Annotated in this window: 13 protein-coding genes; all 13 read right to left on the bottom strand. The window is 36.7% G+C overall.

All coding sequences use genetic code 11. From position 1 onward, the window contains the following. Positions 1–73 precede the first annotated feature (73 nt). The 13 genes from KAOT1_RS03880 to KAOT1_RS03820 all read right to left on the bottom strand — a co-directional run bounded on the left by KAOT1_RS03880 (position 74) and on the right by KAOT1_RS03820 (position 19890). Complete coding sequence (locus KAOT1_RS03880) at positions 74–760, bottom strand: LytR/AlgR family response regulator transcription factor (RefSeq protein WP_007093400.1); 687 nt, start codon at positions 758–760, stop codon at positions 74–76. Continuing rightward, positions 760–2463 carry a sensor histidine kinase gene (locus tag KAOT1_RS03875; protein WP_007093399.1) on the bottom strand — a complete coding sequence of 568 codons (1704 nt, stop codon included), beginning with the start codon at positions 2461–2463 and terminating at the stop codon, positions 760–762. The genes KAOT1_RS03880 and KAOT1_RS03875 overlap by 1 nt, the downstream gene beginning before the upstream one ends. A gap of 383 nt (positions 2464–2846) precedes the next feature. Then, positions 2847–4223 (bottom strand): sugar porter family MFS transporter, encoded by a 1377-nt coding sequence (locus KAOT1_RS03870; RefSeq protein ID WP_007093397.1) that lies wholly within the window; start codon positions 4221–4223, stop codon positions 2847–2849. Between the two features lie 14 nt (positions 4224–4237). Further along, the gene (locus KAOT1_RS03865) at positions 4238–5071 is read right to left on the bottom strand and encodes an endonuclease/exonuclease/phosphatase family protein (protein ID WP_007093396.1); all 834 of its coding nucleotides are present in this window, start codon (positions 5069–5071) and stop codon (positions 4238–4240) included. Continuing rightward, positions 5071–6924, bottom strand: a complete 1854-nt coding sequence (locus tag KAOT1_RS03860) for a family 43 glycosylhydrolase (protein ID WP_007093395.1) — start codon at positions 6922–6924, stop codon at positions 5071–5073. The genes KAOT1_RS03865 and KAOT1_RS03860 overlap by 1 nt, the downstream gene beginning before the upstream one ends. Next, positions 6925–8649 (bottom strand): sulfatase family protein, encoded by a 1725-nt coding sequence (locus KAOT1_RS03855; RefSeq protein WP_007093394.1) that lies wholly within the window; start codon positions 8647–8649, stop codon positions 6925–6927. Then, positions 8649–9536, bottom strand: a complete 888-nt coding sequence (locus KAOT1_RS03850) for an alpha/beta hydrolase (RefSeq protein WP_007093393.1) — start codon at positions 9534–9536, stop codon at positions 8649–8651. Before KAOT1_RS03850 ends, KAOT1_RS03855 begins: the two co-directional genes overlap by 1 nt. After that, on the bottom strand, positions 9536–12136 hold the full coding sequence (locus tag KAOT1_RS03845) for a glycoside hydrolase family 2 (RefSeq protein WP_040559308.1): 2601 nt from the start codon (positions 12134–12136) through the stop codon (positions 9536–9538). The genes KAOT1_RS03850 and KAOT1_RS03845 overlap by 1 nt, the downstream gene beginning before the upstream one ends. A 10-nt stretch (positions 12137–12146) precedes the next feature. Further along, the gene (gene bglX / locus KAOT1_RS03840; RefSeq protein ID WP_007093391.1) at positions 12147–14504 is read right to left on the bottom strand and encodes a beta-glucosidase BglX; all 2358 of its coding nucleotides are present in this window, start codon (positions 14502–14504) and stop codon (positions 12147–12149) included. A 1-nt stretch (position 14505) separates the two neighbouring features. Then, positions 14506–15291, bottom strand: coding sequence for a carboxylesterase family protein (locus tag KAOT1_RS03835; RefSeq protein WP_007093390.1), 786 nt, complete (start codon positions 15289–15291; stop codon positions 14506–14508). A gap of 9 nt (positions 15292–15300) precedes the next feature. Further along, on the bottom strand, positions 15301–16653 hold the full coding sequence (locus tag KAOT1_RS03830; protein ID WP_007093389.1) for a glucoamylase family protein: 1353 nt from the start codon (positions 16651–16653) through the stop codon (positions 15301–15303). Further along, positions 16654–18039 carry a glucoamylase family protein gene (locus KAOT1_RS03825; RefSeq protein ID WP_007093388.1) on the bottom strand — a complete coding sequence of 462 codons (1386 nt, stop codon included), beginning with the start codon at positions 18037–18039 and terminating at the stop codon, positions 16654–16656. 117 nt (positions 18040–18156) lie between these two features. Then, positions 18157–19890, bottom strand: coding sequence for a LamG domain-containing protein (locus KAOT1_RS03820; RefSeq protein ID WP_007093387.1), 1734 nt, complete (start codon positions 19888–19890; stop codon positions 18157–18159). Positions 19891–19989: the final 99 nt, after the last annotated feature.

Raw genomic sequence — 19989 nt, 5'->3', positions numbered from 1 at the left:
TTATGCGAGTTACAAAGGTTCCTTGTAAAACCTTTAGTGAAATCGGGTGTTTTTTTAGTGAAATTATTTCTGATTAAGAATTCCTGACAATTTGCAAGAGTTCAGCACGTCTAGCTTCACTGAGTGTAATTTCGTTCGTGTTAATAAAGACAGCTTTTTTACCCACATTTGTAATTTTATTTGTATTGATGTAATACGATCTGTGTGGTGTAAAGAAATGATTTCCTTTTAACTGTTCCCTGATTTTTTTTAAGGTATGAGGCACTAAGAGTTTTTTCTCTGTAAGATGTATATAGCAATAATTGTCAAAAGCTTCTAGATAAAGAATGTCCGTTTCAGGAATTTTATAAATATATCCATCCGATTTTACAATTAAGGTGTTCCCTTTTTCTGAGAGATATTTATTCCAAACGACACTGATACTACTCCACAATCCTGAATTTGTAAAGGGTTTTACCAAATATCCTAAAGGTCTTGTATGCTCTACTTCTGCTAAGGTTAATGGATCTGTTTGTGCAGTTAAGTAAAAGTATGGTAGTTGAATTTTATCCAATTCTTTTGCAAATAATACACCATCAAAATCTCCTTGAAGTTGAATGTCGATCAAACAAACATCTGGCTTTGTCTCTTTTAATAAATCCCTTGCTTCTTCTATGGTTTTAGCCATTCCAACAACTTCCACGGCATTCATTTCCAACACATTTTTTATGTTGATAGCAATAAAAGGATCGTCTTCTATGATAAGAAATTTATGTTTCATTATTTTGGATTAAAAGAAATCGCTACTGCAAAACTATTTTGATTAATGGAATGTTTTTTTGCTCTGAGGCGATCTATTAAAATTTCTATTAATTGACTTCCATAATTCTTTTGAATCGGTGTTTCTACTTTTGATTTTCCATTGTCGTACATTTCAAAATAAAGCTTTTCATCTTGTGCAATAATTTTTAGATGAATTATTTTTTCTAAAACTTCATCATTCCAAGCATATTTTATAGAATTTGTTGCCAACTCGTTTACCAAAAGTCCAATGGAAGTAGCTGTATTTACATCTAACACATAAGATTCAATAGAAGATTGAACTTGAATATCTTGCGAGGTATACGATCTTAGAATCTCGTTGATTAATTCTTCAATATATAACTTAAGATCTACTCCTAATAGATTATCTCTTGCATACAATTGTTGGTGTAGTACAATCATTGAATTTACACGTTGTACTGCATTATTTAAAGCACTGACTGCGGTTTCTGCTTTGCTTCCACTCGCTTGTAATTGCAACAAACTACTCACCATTTGAAAACTATTTTTGACACGATGATGTGTTTCTTTCAAAAGCATATTTCGTTGGTTGAGTAACTTTTCGAGTTCTATTTTATTTTGGTTTAATAGTTTTCGCTTCTTTTGATTCTTAATGAGTAAAACTAAAATCAATATTGCAATGATAAATGCAATTGTAGAAATGAAAATCCAGAGTTGTCTTTTACTTTTTTCTGCTAGAATTTGTTCCTCTTTCTTTTTCGTTTGGTATTTTGTTTCTAGTTCAGCCACACTTTTATCATAAAAATTTGAACTGATAGAATCTTTTATATTGAGTAATTTTGATTGGTATTCGAGAATTTTCTCAGTTTCATCAAAAAAGGCATAAACTCTTACCATGATATCATAATAGCCTTCTTTTACTTGCAGATTTTTTTCGCTTTCCATACTCTTTGAAAGTACAGGAACATATTTTTGTAAGGTGTCTTTCTGTTGAAGTTGAAGCGTATTTTCTATCAATTGAATATAATCTTGTGCATATTCTCGTTGTCCTTTCATCGAATCTAGCGCAATAATTTTTAAAAATAGTGGCTGCGCCTTTTGATAGAGTCCTTGTTCTTTTAAATTTTTTGCAATTCGTAAATACACAATATTTTTGTGATAATCAGATTCATCTTTGTATTGAAAATATTTATCAAAATTCTCTTGTGCTTCCTCATATTTTTTTAACAAACTTTGTGCAATTCCCAAATTAACAAGCGCACTTTTAGCATCAGTAGTTTTGCTACTATACTCACTTGTTTCTACAGCTTTTTTACCATAAAACTCGCTCTTTTCATAATCGTTTACCATGTACATGATACACAAATTATTATATAAAGAACTTAGCTTATTCAAATGATTTTTTTCGGCAATTTCAATGGCTTGAAAATACAATTCAGAAGCTGTTTTAAAATCGTTTTTCACTTCTTCGTAATAAACACCTTTAATCTCGAGGTTTAATATTTTACCGATAGTAGAGTTGTTTTTTTGAGCGTATTCAAGTCCTTTATCTGCGTAATATAATGCACTATCGTTTTGCTTGTAATACAAACTCCAAGCTTTATTAGATAAGGATATTGCTGTAGAATCTGTTTTCTTCTGTGCGTTTAAAGAAAGAAACAAGAATAGCGCAAATATGATGAGTATACTTCTAAATTTCATTATGTAAAGAAACTAACAAAGTAATTCAAATATATTGGATTCACAAGCTTTACAGTGAAGCATTTGTATAAATGGAATTAAAATTTGTATAGTTAGTTTTGGAGACAAAAAGCAGAAATAGTAGAGAATATAAATTAAACCTAAGATCTATTCAAATCATTTTTTTGTACACTTAACTTTTCTTTTAGAGGTTAAAAAACACAAATATCTAAATATCAAATTTTTAAACTTCATAAAAAGAAAAAGCATGATTCTTGGAGTACAATTTTTAGCATTTTTCCAGAAGAATAATATTGTCATGAAAAAATAAAAAAAGTCCTTCATTTCTGAAAGACTTATCACAGGTAAAAAAACGACTTTGAATTTAGTTTTATCGTTAAAATTTATTCCCAAAACCCTTCGATCTCTTCAAGGGTTTTTCCTTTGGTTTCTGGGATGAATTTATAGGTTAAAAAGATAATGATTAGAATAAACCCTATAAATATAAAATACGGCATAGAACCATTCCAAGGTGTACTATTGTTGGCTTCACTCTCCATAACTATTGGGAATGTTTGTGACACAAGATAATTTGCTGCCCATTGTGCCGCTACTGCTACCGACATTGCTACACTTCGTATTTTGTTAGGAAACATCTCAGATAAAATTACCCAAACAACAGGTCCCATTGATAAAGCAAAAGAACCAATAAATATCAAAACTCCAATTAGCGAAACCAAGCCTACTGCATTTTGTTGTAATGATACTCCTAAAAGTAAAAAACCTACGATCATACCAATAGAACCAACATATAGTAATGGCTTTCTTCCATACTTATCGACAGTATACATAGCTACGAAGGTAAATACCAAATTGACAAATGCTAATAGGATTTGTTGTGCCAAAACGTCTTCTTTACCAAAACCAAGTGCTTTTTCAAAAATATCTGCGCCATAGTATAAGACTGCATTGATTCCCGTAAACTGTTGTAAAACAGACAAAGCAGTTCCGATAATTATGATGACTAAAATAGCTTTAGAGTAGTAATTTACTTTTTCTTTTTGCTCTTTTTGTTCTAATGAAGCTTTGATTTCTTTGATTTCATGTTGCGCTTGTTCTTTTCCGTGTACTTTATTCAAAATATGTAAAGCTTCTTCGTCTTCGCCTTTGATAGCCAACCATCTTGGACTTTTTGGTACGAAAAATAACAGCACTAAAAACAATAAACTTGGCACCAATTCTGACCAAAACATACGTCTCCAACCGAATTGTATATTTTCAGCTTCCGTTAAACCGTTTCCTATAAAATAGGTGGCTAAAAATACGACAAAGAACCCAACGACAATCGCTAATTGATAGTAGGTGACCATTTTACCTCGTATGTTGCTCGGCGCTATTTCCGCAATATACATCGGTGCGTTCATAGAAGCAATTCCAATTCCAACTCCTCCAATGATTCTAAATATTACTAACATGGTTACGGTTTCAGGGAACATTTCAGGTAATCCTGATCCCCAAGCTGATACTGAGAAAAGTACTGCAGAAACGATCAGCGACCATTTTCTACCAATTTTTATACTCAAAGGTCCTGCTATAATGGCACCTGTAAAACAACCTACTAATGCACTTCCAACTACCCAACCTTTTAAAGTAGCATCAAGCTCAAAGTATTTACTAAGAAAAAATTGTGCGCCATTGATAACGCCCGTATCATAGCCAAATAATAATCCACCTAATGCAGAAATGGCGGTAATCAGTAATAAAAATGCTTTTTTGTTCATTGTTTTATAATTAGTTAGTTTGTTAGTGTAGTTTCTATCAATACAGGTAAATGATCTGATGGATATTGCATGTTCCAATGGTCACTTAACACTGCGTATTTGTGCACCTTAACATGTTTTGAAACGAAAATATAATCGATACGACGAGTGACAGGTTTGTCAAAATGAAAACCGTTAAATGTTCCTTCAGGACCAAAATCTAATGCAGCTATCTTTTTAGAATCCTTCAACGATTGTGTAATATGGTCGATACTTTCATGATTCGGTTCCATATTGAAATCGCCCGTTAAAAACACAGGATAATTTTCTGTGTTTGCGCTTTTTATTTTATTTAGAATTAACACAGCACTATTTTTTCTGGCTTCTTTTCCTACATGATCAAAATGTGTGTTAAATACCCAAAATTTTTGTTTTGTTTTCGTATGTTGAAACAACGCATACGTACACATGCGATTGCACACAGCGTCCCAACCCATACTTACTTTTTCAGGTGTTTCTGACAACCAAAATGTAGAAGATTGTACGACTTCCAATTCGTCCTTTTTGTAAAATATAGCTGAATATTCGCCTTTGTTTTTGCCGTCATCTCTCCCAACACCAACAAAGCTATAATCAGTCAACAAACTATCTAGATCTTTCATTTGATTGGGCAAAGCTTCTTGCACACCTAAAACAGTTGGCTCATAAAACTTGATTTGATTCACCATAAAAGGCTTCCGATTCATCCAACTGTTTTTTCCTTCTTTCGGATAATCCAATTTGATGTTGTAGCTCATTATTTTCAGTTCTTGTGATGTGACTGAAAATGATATGAATACAACTAATAAGGTTAATAAGTATTTCATCATTATTCTACAAAAATTATTTCAGTTTGATCAGATATTCCGTTTTCATTATACGCTTCAATCGTAAAATAATACGGCGTATCGCTGTCTAAACAACGCATAAAATGTGTATTCGTATCATATACTTGCCAAGATTGATACAATTTGTCTGGCGCAATTCCCCAACGAATGTTATATCCTTGCGCGCCTTCTACTGCATCCCAAGAAAACGATGCATCTCTGCGATCTTTTTCACGATTGATTTTAAAGTTGGCTACTTCACTTGGCACTTCTCCCAAACCAAGTCCGAATACTCTAATTTCAGACATCGCAAAGTTATTTCCCGGCACTTTGATATTATTGTAACGCACAAACTTTGCCTTAACAGGTTTGTCTAACACAAGATACGCATTTGGTGCATCAATAGTACTTTGGCTTCTATCCACAACAGTTTTCCAATTCGTCCCATCTTCGGAAGTTTCAATCGTAAATTGATGCTGTAAACCTTCTACACGCGTGTAAATTCCCGATTCATGATCGTGATAATTCAGTTGAAGCGCATGAACCGTTCCTTCGTTCAGTAATTCGATGGTAATCCATTGTTTATCATCATTCGCTTCAGCTACCCAAAAAGTTTTTGGATTTTCATCGGTTAAAACATTTGCCGTTAATTGTCCTTCCGCATTTATTTTCTTCGGAAGTTCTTCCACTTTTACTTCATCATCATTTGAGGTAAATTTCATAATTTGCTTTAAAGAAGAAGAAACCGTTACTTTTCCTTTGTATGATAGTAACATCCAACCGTTATGTTCGCCAGCTTTCGTCGGATGATTGGGTCCAAATCGCGGATAATCTCCGTATGAAGTGTTGCTGTACATCAATCCATCTTCATCAAAATACGTTGGAAACATACATAAACGACGTTCCCATTGTGCGTTTGACGCTAATGCCATCGTCGCAAAATGCCAGTACTGACCGTTGGTTTGCTTCACCGTAATTCCGTGTCCTGCGCCATTGGTAAATCCACCTGGTTTAAAACTCATCGGATTGTTTTTCATGTATGTAAATGGTCCGAGTGGCGAATCACCAATATACACTCCATCGGCATATACGTTAAATTGCGTTCCCGGTGCTGCGTACTGCAAATAATATTTTGCTTTGTGTTTCGTCATCGAAGCACCTTCCATATAGCCTTCTTTCAACGTCAGATGAAAGTTGTTTTCGCCAAAACGTTCCCAGCCGTGTTTTTCTTCTACTAAATTGATGAGTTCTTTTCGAACGCCGGTTTCCAGAAAACGATCGTCTTTGTTTAACATTTTTACACGAATCGGATGCAGATTCGATGATCCCCAATAGAGATATGATTTGCCATCATCGTCAATAAATAATTCGGAGTCTTGAATGTTGTTTGAAATAGAAGCCGTTGGTGTCCACAAGCCTTTTTTGGGATCGTCGGTATATAAAATACTACCGTATCCTGCGGGATCGCCCGCAAAATAGACTAATGAATCTTTGTAGTTAAATGCAGTCGGTGCGTTGCTGCCTTCAAAAAACCATTGTTGCGGTTTGATAAATTTCCAATTCACCAAATCTGTAGAATGCCAATAGCCAAACGAACGCGTGACGAACATATAGTATTCTCCTTTAAACTCAATTACCGCAGGATCTGCACCAGAACGATAGGATTTGTTTCTGCTGGAATTGTACACCATATACGTGTAATCAATATCAAGCGGATTGATGTACGTTTGCGTGGAATTGATGGTTTTATTTTCGGTGGAATGGTCGCTAGTCACAACATTTTTTTCTTGAGTGTTTTCACAAGAAATCAATGCCGTGAGCGTTATTGCCAATAATGTGATGTGTTGTATTTTCATTTAGTGATGGTGTTTTCTTGAACCTGTATGACCTCTTAATCTGTCGAATTGCTTGTACGCTTTGTCAACCTTTTGTTTCGGAGCTTTTTCAAATTCTTTTTCAGTGACGTTATATTGCTGTTGTAATTCTACTAAACGTTTTCTAAGTTTCGTTTCGATTTCGTCATAATTTTCATCATTGATTAAATTTGTTAATTCTTGCGGATCAGTTTGTAAATCATACAATTCCCATTCGTCAATATCATCGTACACATGAATTAATTTATAACGTTTCGTACGAATGCCATACATTTTTTTCACCATGTGAAATGCAGGATAATCGTAATAGTGATAATACACCGCATCTCTGAAATCTTCATCACTTTCAGAACCGTCTAATAAACCAACAAATGATTTTCCTTGCATGTCTTCAGGAATGTCAACGTTTGCAAAATCTAAAAACGTTTCGGCAAAATCTAAGTTTTGTGTCAAACCTTCAACTACAGTTCCCGATTTGATTTTTTCCGGATACTGAATCAATAAGGGCATTTTTAAGGATTCTTCATACATAAAACGCTTGTCAAACCAGCCTTTTTCACCTAAATAAAATCCTTGATCTGAAGTGTATACTACAATCGTATTTTCTGCCAATCCGTTGGCTTCCAAATAGTCTAAAATTTTCCCGACGCCTTCGTCCACAGATGCAATTGTGGAAAGATATTCTTGCAAATAACGTTGTCCTTTCCATTCTGCCAACGCTTTTCCGGTTAAGTTTGCATCGTGAAAAGCGTCATTTTTTGGCTGGTAAGCTTTATCCCAAGCTGCGCGTTGTTCCGGCGTCATTCTTTCAAAATCAGTCTTCCACGGATTCCAAGCTAATTCTGGACTTCCTTTCTTTTTGGTCATTTTCAAATCGTGTCCTTCGTACATATCGCGATAAATGGTTTGCAATTGCTCTTTGGATGCAGTAGAGTTTTCGTGATTTGTAAAATAAGTTTCTGGAAGTGGAAATTGTACCGAATCATACTTATTTAGATGGCGCAAAGCAGGCATCCAATTGCGATGTGGCGCTTTGTGATGCATCATGATAAAAAATGGTTGGTCGCTGTTTTTCTTCTTATCAATATAATCGATTGCATAATCGGTAATTAAATCGGTTGCGTATCCTTTTACGGTAGTGGTATCAGGCAAATTGGCAGTCCAATGTGCTGTTGAATCAATATGTTTTTTGTTGAAGTGAATGGTGTCCTGAATTTTGATAAACTGCGGATTGTAATAGTTTCCTTGATCGTTTAAAATATTCCAATAATCAAAACCTTCAGGATAGCCGTGTAAGTGCCATTTCCCAATGATTGCTGTGTTATATCCTGCTTTTTTCAATAATTTTGGAAGTGTTTGTTGAGAACCGTCAAAACGTTCGCCGTTCATTCGAAATCCGTTGATATGACTGTGTTTGCCTGTTAAAACCACGGCGCGACTTGGTCCGCAAATAGAATTCGTACAAAAGTTATTTTTGAAAATCGCACCGTTTTTTGCCAATCGATCAATGTTTGGTGTCGGCGCCAGTTTCCCGATTGGATGACCATACGCACTGATGGCTTGCGCCGCGTGATCGTCTGCCATGATATAGATAATGTTAGGTCGTTTTGAGTTTTCGACTGCGCTCGAATCGGCGGCTTCCGACTTTGCATTTTTGCAAGATTGTAGTGCTACAAGTGTGATTAGTATGAGAAAAATGTTCTTCATTATTTTTTGGTTTTTATAATTTTTGTTTGAATCACTTCATCGTTCAATACAGTTCGTTTGAAAAAGTTGAACACGATATCTAATTCTTCAAAAGGAATTCGGGAAATTTCGTGACGTGCATCTTTTACTATATTGAAATAATAAGACGTTTCAAAATCTTCTAATTTTTCGGCAATAATTTTTGAGCCATCTAGCATGATGTAGCCATCTTTCGTGGGTTCACAATAATGATGCGGTGCGTTTCCAAAAGGCACTAATTGATCTTTTGTTCCATGATATAAAACTGCAGGAACCGCATTGTTTGGTGTGATGTAACTCGCGTCTACAACCGCGCCGGCACAGGAAAAAGCTCCTGCAAATTTCACTTTGGAATAATCTTCGGCGTTATCAACAAAATATTCGCGCATGAAAACTGCGTTCAAAATACCTTCTGCTCCCGCACTACTGCCGCCGGCAATGATTTTTGTGGTATCGATTTGCAGTTCGTTGGCGTGTTCTACTATATATTTGGCAGCATCCATATAATCAATTACTGCTTGCTTGAAAGTTTCCAGTTTTTCATCTTTCGTGCAATCGCAACCGAAACCTGTTTTGGTACCTTTTCTGAGTAAACGATAGGAAATCGAAATACCAATGTAATTCTGCTCTTTGGCAGCGTATTTTACTAAATTTTCATCGTCTATATAATCTCTGTGTCCTACAGAGAAACCGCCGCCGTGCATCCAAAGTAACACAGGTAACTTATCTGTTTTTTTGATGTTTTTTGGTGTATACACGTCTAGTTTTAAGGTGTCTTTTCCTTTGATGGAATACGTGTATGTTGTTTTATTTTGTGCTGAAAGTGATAACACAAAAAGTATGATGTATATGTTAATTGTAAGTTTCATTAGTCTAGTTTTTCTATTAAAATTCCGCTGATAACAGGTAAACCTTCGATAGCGTTGAGTTTCAACGTAAGTCCTTTTTTCGTTTGAATTTTTGTTTGAAGCGTTACACCATATTTTTCCGGATACGCTTGCGCTAAATTTAATTGTTTTTCGATCAATTTTTCGTTGATATATACATCAAAAATGCGTTGTTTTTTATCAATTGTAGCAGTGTTTTTTGAGAGATTGTAAATATTTTCTGTTGGTTTGATCTGTGGTTCCACAAAATATAAGATTACTTTGTAATTGCCTTCTGGAACGTCCATTTTATATTCGTTACAGCCTTCTAACAAAGTTTGAAATAATGGTTCTGCATCCGTATTTTTAATGTTGTGTGGTAATCCTTGATTTTTGTCTTTGGTAATTCCGTAAGCTGTTCCGTTTTTGTACCCAAACCAACCTTTTTTGTAGACTTGATCCGGAACGAACGTGATGTTTTGTTCTTCGTCATAAAAGTAGAGATGTGAACCAATATTGATTCCGAAACGCTTGAAATTTTCAAAATCGAACGTTTTAATTCGATTGATATGTACATATTTTTCTTCATAAACTTCATGCGTCATCACTTCAATTCGATTTTGTCCGTTCTGCAATGGTAAATCAACTGAAACAAAACCATTTTCAAGTGAATATTCACGATATTTTTCACCGTTTAAAAACACCGAAATAGACGGCTGATTTGAATAAATCTGAATCGGAAATGTTTCATCTTCTAACAAAGTCAATTTCTTTAGATTATCAGTTGCGATATGAATAAACGGTTCTTTCGTATCCAAAACCGATTTGTACCAATAATAGATGTCTTTCGGCGTTCGGTCGTATTGTACCAAGCCTTTTTGATTGACATGCGGAATCGCATCACCACGAAATTCTGAACCAAAATCAGCAAAATTCCACGCAGTCATTCCAGTCATAAAAGGTCTGTTAGTAATTTGTTTGTAATACGATTGATGCAGTTTCGCCTGATAATTGGTAGAGAAATCAAACTTCTTTGGCGTTTTAGTAAAGATTCTCACGTCCGCGCCAGGACCGTATTCCGAAAGCAATAACGAACGATTTGGATACCGTTGATGTTGGTCGTCAAGAAAAGTTCCCAAATCTTCAATTTGTGCATCGTACCAACCAAAATACAGGTTCCAACCAAGGAGCATCGGCACATCAGCAATTCCTGTCTCGTTATAGACTTCGTTTAAATGCCCTGCCATTACGGTGATATGATTCGGCGCTAGTTTTCGGGTAAGTTCTTCAAGTTGATTGGCGAGTTTTAGAGTTGTTTTTTTGAGGGCTTCTTTTTCTTCTTTCGTAGATTTTCGATCGAAAGCCAAGCGCAGAAAGATTTCATTCATATAGCCAAACATTACCACACTCGGATAGTTGTAATATTGTTTGATATGTTCTTTTTGCATGGTCGTTGACACCTCAAAAAATGCTTCGGAATCCGTTACTTTGTTAACAATCGGAATTTCTGTCCAAACTAAAATTCCCAGTTCGTCGCAAAGTTTGTATAATTCCCGCGCATGCGGATAATGTGCAAAGCGAATCACATTTGCGCCCATGTTTTTGATAAGATGAATGTCTTGTTTTTGCAATTCGATTGGCACTGCATTTCCGTAATTTTTATAATCTTGATGACGATTGATGCCAATTAATTTGAGAGGTTTTCCGTTGAGAAAAAAGCCATTTTCAGAATCAATTGTTGTCCAACGGAAGCCTATATTCGCGTATTTTTGATCTAAAATGATTCCGTTTGTATCGCGTAACGTCAGTTGTAATTTATAGAGATATGGATCGTCTGGCGACCATAATTTCGGATTTTTAATTTCTGGAAATGTAACTTTGATCGTTTTGCTTTCCTTTGCGTTCAGCTTTGCTTTTTGATGTTTTTCTGTAATGAGGTTGTTTTCAGCATCTACGATGGTAAGGTCTACATTAGTATTGGTTTTTTCATCAAAATTATCAATCAATACAGTAACATTCACACCTGCTTTTTCGTTGGATACGTTGTCATAGTTTACATAAAATCCATCTGAAGCAAAATCTTTCAAGCTAAAGTGTTGTTTTGGAACTTTGATTAATTCAACATCACGATATATACCTCCGTAAAAGGTAAAATCAGCATCTAACGGCGGAATGTTTTCATTATGTGAATTATCAACCTCAACTTCAATTATATTATAAGAATCAAAGTTTATATGTGATGTAATTTCAGTAGTAAAAGCGGTGTAACCACCTTTGTGATTGGTGACTTTTTTTCCGTTCACAAAAACCGTTGCTTCTTGATTGACCGCATTAAATTTTAAATAGAAAATTTGGTCTTTTTCTTTTGAAGAAACAAAGAGTTGTTTTTGGTAAAAACCCAATCCACGACGGTAACCAGCTACGTCATCAAACGCATCTTTAACATTCCATGTATGCGGAATGTTGACTGTTTGCCAATTCGTTTTATCTTCTGAATATTGCCATCCCGAATTAATCGTTTTGGATTGTCCGTGACTTAAAAAAAAGAAAGCCACACACATTATAAAAGATAGAAAAAAGGACTTGTATTTTATGTGTGGCATAGTTTAGTTGTTAGTCTAAAAGTTGAAATGAATTAGTGAGTACAACATCAGAGTTTGTTCCTATGGCAACTTGGAATTCTCCAGGTTCTGCCACAAAGTCTAAGTTTGAGTTGTAGAATTTTAAATCTTCTATAGAAATAGTAAAACGTACTGTTTTGGTTTCTCCCTTTTTTATAAATATTTTTTGAAAGCCTTTGAGCTCTTTTACAGGTCTTGTTACACTTCCAACCACATCTCTGATATAGAGTTGCGCCACTTCTTTTCCGTCGTAATTCCCTGTGTTTGTAATATCTATCGATACCTTGATCGTTTCGTTTTTAGATAGGGAAGTTTTGTCAAGTTTTAGTTCGCCATATTCGAATGTCGTATAGCTCAAACCATAACCGAAAGGATATAATGGTTCATTACGAACGTCTAAATAATTCGTTTTGAATTTCTCAAATTTTCCTTCATTGTTTCCTAATGGTCGTCCTGTATTTTTATGATTGTAGAATAACGGAACTTGTCCGACATTTCTTGGAAACGTCGCAGTGAGTTTACCTGACGGATTTACATCGCCAAATAACACATCTGAAATAGATAACCCAGCTTCACTCCCTGGAAACCAAACGTTCAGAATCGCCGGAACGGTTTCGCTTTCTTCAACTAAGTTTAACGGTCTTCCAGTAAATAATACCAATACAACAGGTTTTCCTGTTTTTAGTAAAGCTTGCAGTAAGTCTTTTTGTATTTGAGGAATTTTTAAATCCGTTCTGCTACTACTTTCGCCACTATATTCTGAACTTTCACCAATGGTAGCTACAATTACATCTGATTGTGCCGCAATTGATAAGGCTTCTTCTAAAAGTTGCTTGTCTGTTCGCTCGTCTCTCGGAATATCTTTCCCAAACATGGTAACACGTTTTTCCAATGCGAGATCAGCTGTGATATTGCTTCCTTTTGCGTATAATAGATTTACTTTAGTACCAACTGTTTGTTGCAAACCGTCCCAAACTGAAATTGCGTTTTGATGGTCTGTCGCAACACTCCAAGTTCCCGGCATGTTGTTGCCTGCTTTTGCCAAAGGTCCGATGACCGCAATTGTCCCTGATTTTTTTAGAGGTAATATTTGCTTATCGTTTTTGAGTAATACTGTTGATTCTGCTCCAACTACGCGAGCATAATCTCTATTTTCTTGCGTGTACGTTTCTTTTTCAGCTCTTTCAAGATTGCAATATTTGTATGGATCGTCAAAAAGTCCTAATTGATATTTTGCCGTTAGTATTCTTGATACGGCTTTGTTTATGTCGTCCACTGAAATAAGGTTTCTTTCTAAAGCAGTTTTCAAATCTTTCGTGAACGAAGCGGAAATATGCGGTGAGTCACCAGCCATATCCATATCCAATCCTGCTTTCAGTGCTAGAGAAGTTACGGTGAATTCATCTCCCATTCCGTGTGCTCGCATTTCGTAAATACCTGTGTAATCTGAAACTACAAAGCCGTTAAATCCCCAATCCTCACGCAAAAGTTTTGTCAACAACCACTTGTTTCCCGTTGCTGGAACGCCATCAATTTCGTTGAATGAGGCCATTACCGAACCAACGCCTTCATCCACCGCAGCTTTGTAAGGCTGCAAATATTCATTGTACATCCGTATACGACTCATATCAACCGTGTTGTAATCTCTACCAGCTTCTGGCGCGCCATATAAGGCAAAATGTTTTACGCAAGACATTAAGGTATTGTTTGCGGCTAAATCATTTTGTTGATATCCTCTAACCATTGCGCGTGCAATTTGGCTTCCTAGGTATGGATCTTCACCATTCCCTTCGGAAACTCTACCCCAGCGTGGATCGCGAGAAATATCTACCATTGGCGAAAATGTCCAGTTAATGCCGTTTGCGCTTGCTTCCATTGCAGCAATTTGCGCTGTTTTTTCTATCATTTCCATATCCCAAGACGCGGAAAGACCTAACGGAATCGGAAAAGTAGTTTTATAACCGTGAATGACGTCCATTCCGAAGATTAACGGAATTTTCAAGCGACTTTTCTCAACTGCAATTTTCTGAATTTCATATATGTTTTTTGGATCTTTTATGTTGAAAAGACCGCCAATTTTTCCTTCTTCAATTTTTTTAATGACTCCAGTACTTTTTGAAGCACCTGTCGTAATGGGTCCGGTTGCAGGAAGATTTAGCTGACCAATTTTTTCATCTAACGTCATTAAACTGATGATGGAATCAACTTTTGCCTGATACGGATTGTCAGTTGTAGACGATGTAGTTTTGTTGTTAGTATTGATATTTGTATTGGTACTACAAGCCATTACAGTTAGTAATCCAAAACTGATTATTATAGATTTTATGTTCGTAAGTCTAAACGTTGTCATTTTATTTTTTTGATTTAGAGAAAAGCCAGGTTAGTAATTTAGGTTCAGCAAAAGCAGGATCCCAACTGTTATGATTGGCATCCGAGTATAGTGTAAAGTTTGGTTTTCCGCCGTGTTTTAGGATGGCACTCACCATCGCAACAGATAATTGAGGATCCACCACATCATCTTTCGCACCGTGAAATACCCAAAGATCAATTTTATCAGCATATACTTTAGCGGAAGCTGGATTGCCACCACCACAAATAGCGAAGGCTGCCGCAAACATTTCTGGTCGCCTGTAAAGAATTTCAAAAGTTCCCATTCCGCCCATCGATAAGCCTCCGACGTATATTTTTTCTTTCTTTACAAACGGTTTTTCAGAGAATTCGTCCATGAGATTCATGACCATTTTCATAGAAGTTGTCGGACCGCTTTCGTATGTAAAATTGAGCCCTATCGGTTTTGTAGATCTGTCTACCTCAACTTTTGACCAATAATCGCTCTTTGGGCATTGCGGAAAGATTACAATTGAGGGAAATGCACCTCTGTTGGTTTTGTCAGAAAACAATTTACTCCCGTGAACCAATTGTTTTTTGTTATCATTTCCGCGTTCGCCTGCGCCGTGCAAAAATAGTACTACAGGATATTGTTGCGTTTTGGAAAAATTTTCTGGATACATAATTCGGTATTGTAGCGTATCTTTTCCTTGTACGTGTATTTCTTCTTTGTATAGATCTTCTTGCGCAGTCACTGCTATCGCAGAAAAGAGTAGACACCAATTGAGTAGTTGTTTTATTCGTTTCATAGTATTCTTTTAATATGTAAAACCTAGAACATCCAAACCATTTTGGACGTCTTCATTTTGCATGAATAAATTCCACAATAAACCTGAACGATAGTTTTCAATCATAATGATTTGCGGTCCTTGATCGATTGCCAAATAACGTTCTGTAATCCAATTATAATGAGGACTAAACGCATCGTAAAAACCTGCAGGTCCCATTAAATCGTTTTCATAGAAATAATGCATGGCTGCCAATGATTTTTGCGGTGTGTACGGTATGGAACTTATTGCCGCCGTAGGCGAAATTGTACCGTTATCGTTTTCCGGTTCGTGTGCCGCATAACCCACAGAACCATCGGAGTTACGCGTGTAACTCGCTGTTAATCCCCAACAATCACTTCCATAATCTGTGTAATTGTTTGGATTGTTGACGCAGTATTGGTAGTTGATATTTGTATGATTTACATTTAAATTCCAGTAATTGGCGTATTGATCGGATAGATTTGTCGGATTTAAACCCAAATACGAATAATGCGCCCAAAATAAAGGTCCTGTACCGGAACCTGCATGATCTAAAATCAACGGAATATCGTATTGGCTTGAAGCTGAAACAATATTGCCGTTGCTCGCCCAACCTTGGTGATATACATCTCCCGAAATTGTATAGTCGGGAGAAGCGGCACCGAGAATAAAAGCAATCAGTGTTTCGTTGTAGCCTTTTAGTTCTAAGTTAATTGCAAAATCGTCCGATGGACTCCAATGCCATATTAATTTGTTCTGATTGTTTGTGTACCAATTCCATTCAACACCTTTCCAAAGTGTGTCGGCTTGGTTTGCCAAGTTTTGTTCTGCTGTTGTTCCGTTTTTGAAATATTCTTTCACACAAATTAATCCTTGTACAAAAAATGCTGTTTCTACAATATCGCCGCCGTTATCTTGCGCGCTAAACGGAATGACAGCTCCGCTAGTATCATCAATCCAATGCGACCAAGCTCCGTGAAAACGATCTGCGTTCTGGAAAAAGTTTAATATTTGTGTTAGACGTTGTACCGCCTCCGATCGCGAAACATACCCGCGTTCTATTCCGACAAGAATTGCCATCAATCCGAAACCACTTCCGCCAGTTGTAATTACATTTTGACTGTTGGATGGATCATTTGGATGGTAACGTTCTTTCGCGCCACCAGAATTTGTTCCAGCAAAGTCCCAAAAATATTTAAAGGTTTCTTCTTGGGTTATGTCCATGAGTTCTTCGTCCGTTAACGGATCAACCACTACTGGATCTTCAGCATTTGGATCGTATGGTTCTTGATAACCAGGACCTTCGTCGTCTCCGCAACTCATTACTATTGCAATTATAAATATGAAACAGAGTTTTTTCATTTAATTTTTGTTTTCGTACGTAAAGCCTAGTTTGTCTAAACCATTTTGCACGTCATTATTTTTCATAAATAGGTTCCAAAATAAACCTGTTCGGTAGTTTTCGATCATTACAGGAATCGGTCCTTGATCGATCGCTAGGTATCTTGGCAGATACCAATTATTTTCAAAGCTAAAAGCATCGTAAGGACCGTATTTCCCAACCAAACTATCGTGATTTTGATATATATTTTTCAATACCTTCATGCTTTCTTTTGGAGTGTAAGGAAACGAAGACAATGCTGCTGTCGGAGCAATGACACCAAGATCATCTTCTGGTCTGTGACCATGATATCCTTTAATGGAATAACTGGAAGTTAATCCCCAAAGACTATCACCGTATCCTTTGAACTTTTTTGGGTTGTCAACACCATATTTGTAATGAATTTTCGCATGATTTTGCGTCAGTTTCCAATAATTTGCGTATTGATCTGAAAGTCCTTTCGGATTTAGTCCCAAGTAGGAATAATGTGCCCAAAATAATGGTCCGATAGGATCTTTTCCGTGTTCAAAATAATCAAGCACCAATTCTTCTCCGTAATACGATTCCTCAGAAACTATTTTACCGTTTCGCGCCCAACCTTTTTCATACACCTTTTTGGAAATTGGGTATGTTGGCGATGCGGCAGCAAGTACGTACATGATTAAGCATTCGTTGTAACCGCCGACAGGGAAATTCATGTCCCAACCGTACTTTGGCGACCAATGCCAATAGAGTACATCTTCGCCTTCTTTGGTATACCAATTCCACTCTACTTCCCTCCAAAGTTTGTCAATTTTTGCAACGAGTTCTTTTTCTTTTTCGGTACCGTTTTTGAAATATTCTGAAACTGTTAAGAGTCCTTGTACCAATAAAGCAGTTTCGACGAGATCACCGCCATCATCTTTTTTACTGAATGGATGAACTTTTCCTGTTTCGCCGTTGATCCAATGTGGCCAAGCGCCGAGAAAACGATATGCTTCTGCTAAAAAGTTGACGATTTTTATGTATCGATCTAACGCTTGATTTCTTGTGATCCAACCACGCTCAACGCCTATTAATATTGCCATGAGTCCAAAACCGCTTCCACCCGTAGTCACTGTATTTTTGGGTGATGTCGGATAGATATTGTCCATGTGCAAACGCTCTCTTGCCAATCCTGAGTTCGGTTCTGCACCTTCCCAGAAGTAGTTAAACGTTTGAAATTGAATGGTGTCTAAAAGCTGTTCATCGCTTACATTAACTTTAGATATTTTAACTGAAGCTATTGCGATGTTTTTTTTGGAATCCGTATTTTTTTTACAACTGTATATGCAAAAAAGTATTGTCATTGCGAAAATGAATGTATATGTATGCTTACTTATTTTCATTAAAATGATGTTATTGAAAAAAAACTTTAGCTGCATTTGTTTAAAATCCAGCTAAAGTAATAGCGACTAATTCAAGTTTAAATACACTATTATACTATGTTTTGATTTTTGAAAGTCTTACTGCAAGGATTGGATTTCTGCTTGTGAGAGTGCTTTTTTGTAAATTCTTAAATTATCCATGGCACTTTGATCTGATAAGTGATTCCAACCTGTGAATCTTGGCGCTCCTGACATGATTGAAAGGATATCACAATCGGTCCAATCTACTCCGGGGAATGTATTTTGACTTACAATTTGCCCATCGATATAGACTACACATTCTGTTTGCGAAATTGTGAAAGCCATTTGTACCCATTGTGGATTTGTCGGATCTAAATCTGCCGCAGAACCGCCATCAAACCATGCTTCTCCACTTCCAGTTCCTACATTGAGTTTGAAGCGTTGCATACCGCCCGCATTTTCACGGAAGAATCTGAATCCGCTTGTTCTGTTGTTTTGTGAATCAGGATTGTCTGCATCTGGTGGACCGATTACTAAAATTCCCGCTCTGTCAGGAGAAGCATTGACTTTGTAATCAAATACAGCAGAAAATTCATTTGATACTAATTCTTCAGCAGGGAACGTTAGATATGAATCTGCCGCACCTTCATACGCGCTTGTACCTTCGGTAGCATCTGTAGTGAATCCCGGACTTCCTACTTCGGTACAATCTTGATCGCTGTAACTTTCTGTATAACTTCCGTTAAAGTTTACTTTGAATATTTCATCTGCTTGCGCTATTAATTCGATGACATCATTTTGCGTTAACGCCATGTTGAAAATTCTCAATTCGTCCATATAGCTTTGGTCAGCATTGTGTCCCCAACCTGTAAATCTAGGTGCTCCCGACATGATTGAAAGTATGTCACAGTTTGTCCAATCGACACCCGAGAACGTATTTTGACTTACAATTTCTCCGTTTTTATACACTACTGCTTCTGTTTGTGAAATGGTGAATGCAAAGTGAACCCATTCGTCTGTGTTCGGGTCTACATCCGCAGCTGAACCGCCATCAAACCAAGCTTCTCCACTTCCCGTTCCAACATTTAGTTTGAAACGTTGCATTCCGCCCGTGTTTTCACGGAAAAATCTGAAACCGCTTGTTCTGTTGTTTTGAGCATCTGGATTATTTTCATCTGGCGGACCAATTACCAACACGCCTGCTCTATCTGGAGAGGCATTTACTTTTAACCAAAAGGAAGCACTGAATTCATTTGCTAAGAGTCCATCGGTTGGAAATGTTAAGTATGAATCTGAAGCGCCAGCATACGCACCCGAACCTACACGAGCTTCAGGAGCAAACCCTGGATTCCCTACTTCAGTTGCATCTGTAGAAGTCACTAATTCACTGTAACTTCCGTCAAAGTTCATGTAGAACGTTTCGCCAGGATACAACGGTGTGTAGGGTGGTTCTTTACTGAAGTTAGAGAGTGATGACGTTACATTTCCTGCCAAATCTGTCGCAACTACTTCCAAAGTGTGTTCTCCGGTTGTGATGTTGTCATACACAAATTCTTCAATAAATATTCTGTAGTCTATAAATTCATTGTATGCGGCAATTTCTTGTCCGTCAAGCTTTACGCTTACCGAACCTATTTCGATGTCATCTTCTACTCTGAATTCGATTTCGGTAGAAGTTACCGGTTCTGGCACTTGGATTGAGAAACCGTCTACAGGTTTTTCAATCGTTACAATTGGCGCTCCCGCGTCCGGTCCTGGATCTACTTGAGTTATCGGGTCGATATTATCTTCACAAGAGAGCATGAATATCAATAAGAATACCCCAAAGCTATATTTATAAAATTTTTTCATTTTCTTTTCGTATTAGTTTTGTTGTAACGGCAATAAGTCTAATTGTTCTTGCGGATATGGCAAGTATTCATCATCTTCGGTGAATGTGCGACCTTCGTA

This window comes from Kordia algicida OT-1 (assembly GCF_000154725.1).
GTDB classification, from domain to species: Bacteria; Bacteroidota; Bacteroidia; order Flavobacteriales; family Flavobacteriaceae; genus Kordia; species Kordia algicida.
This window is presented reverse-complemented; position numbering and strand designations above follow the sequence as displayed.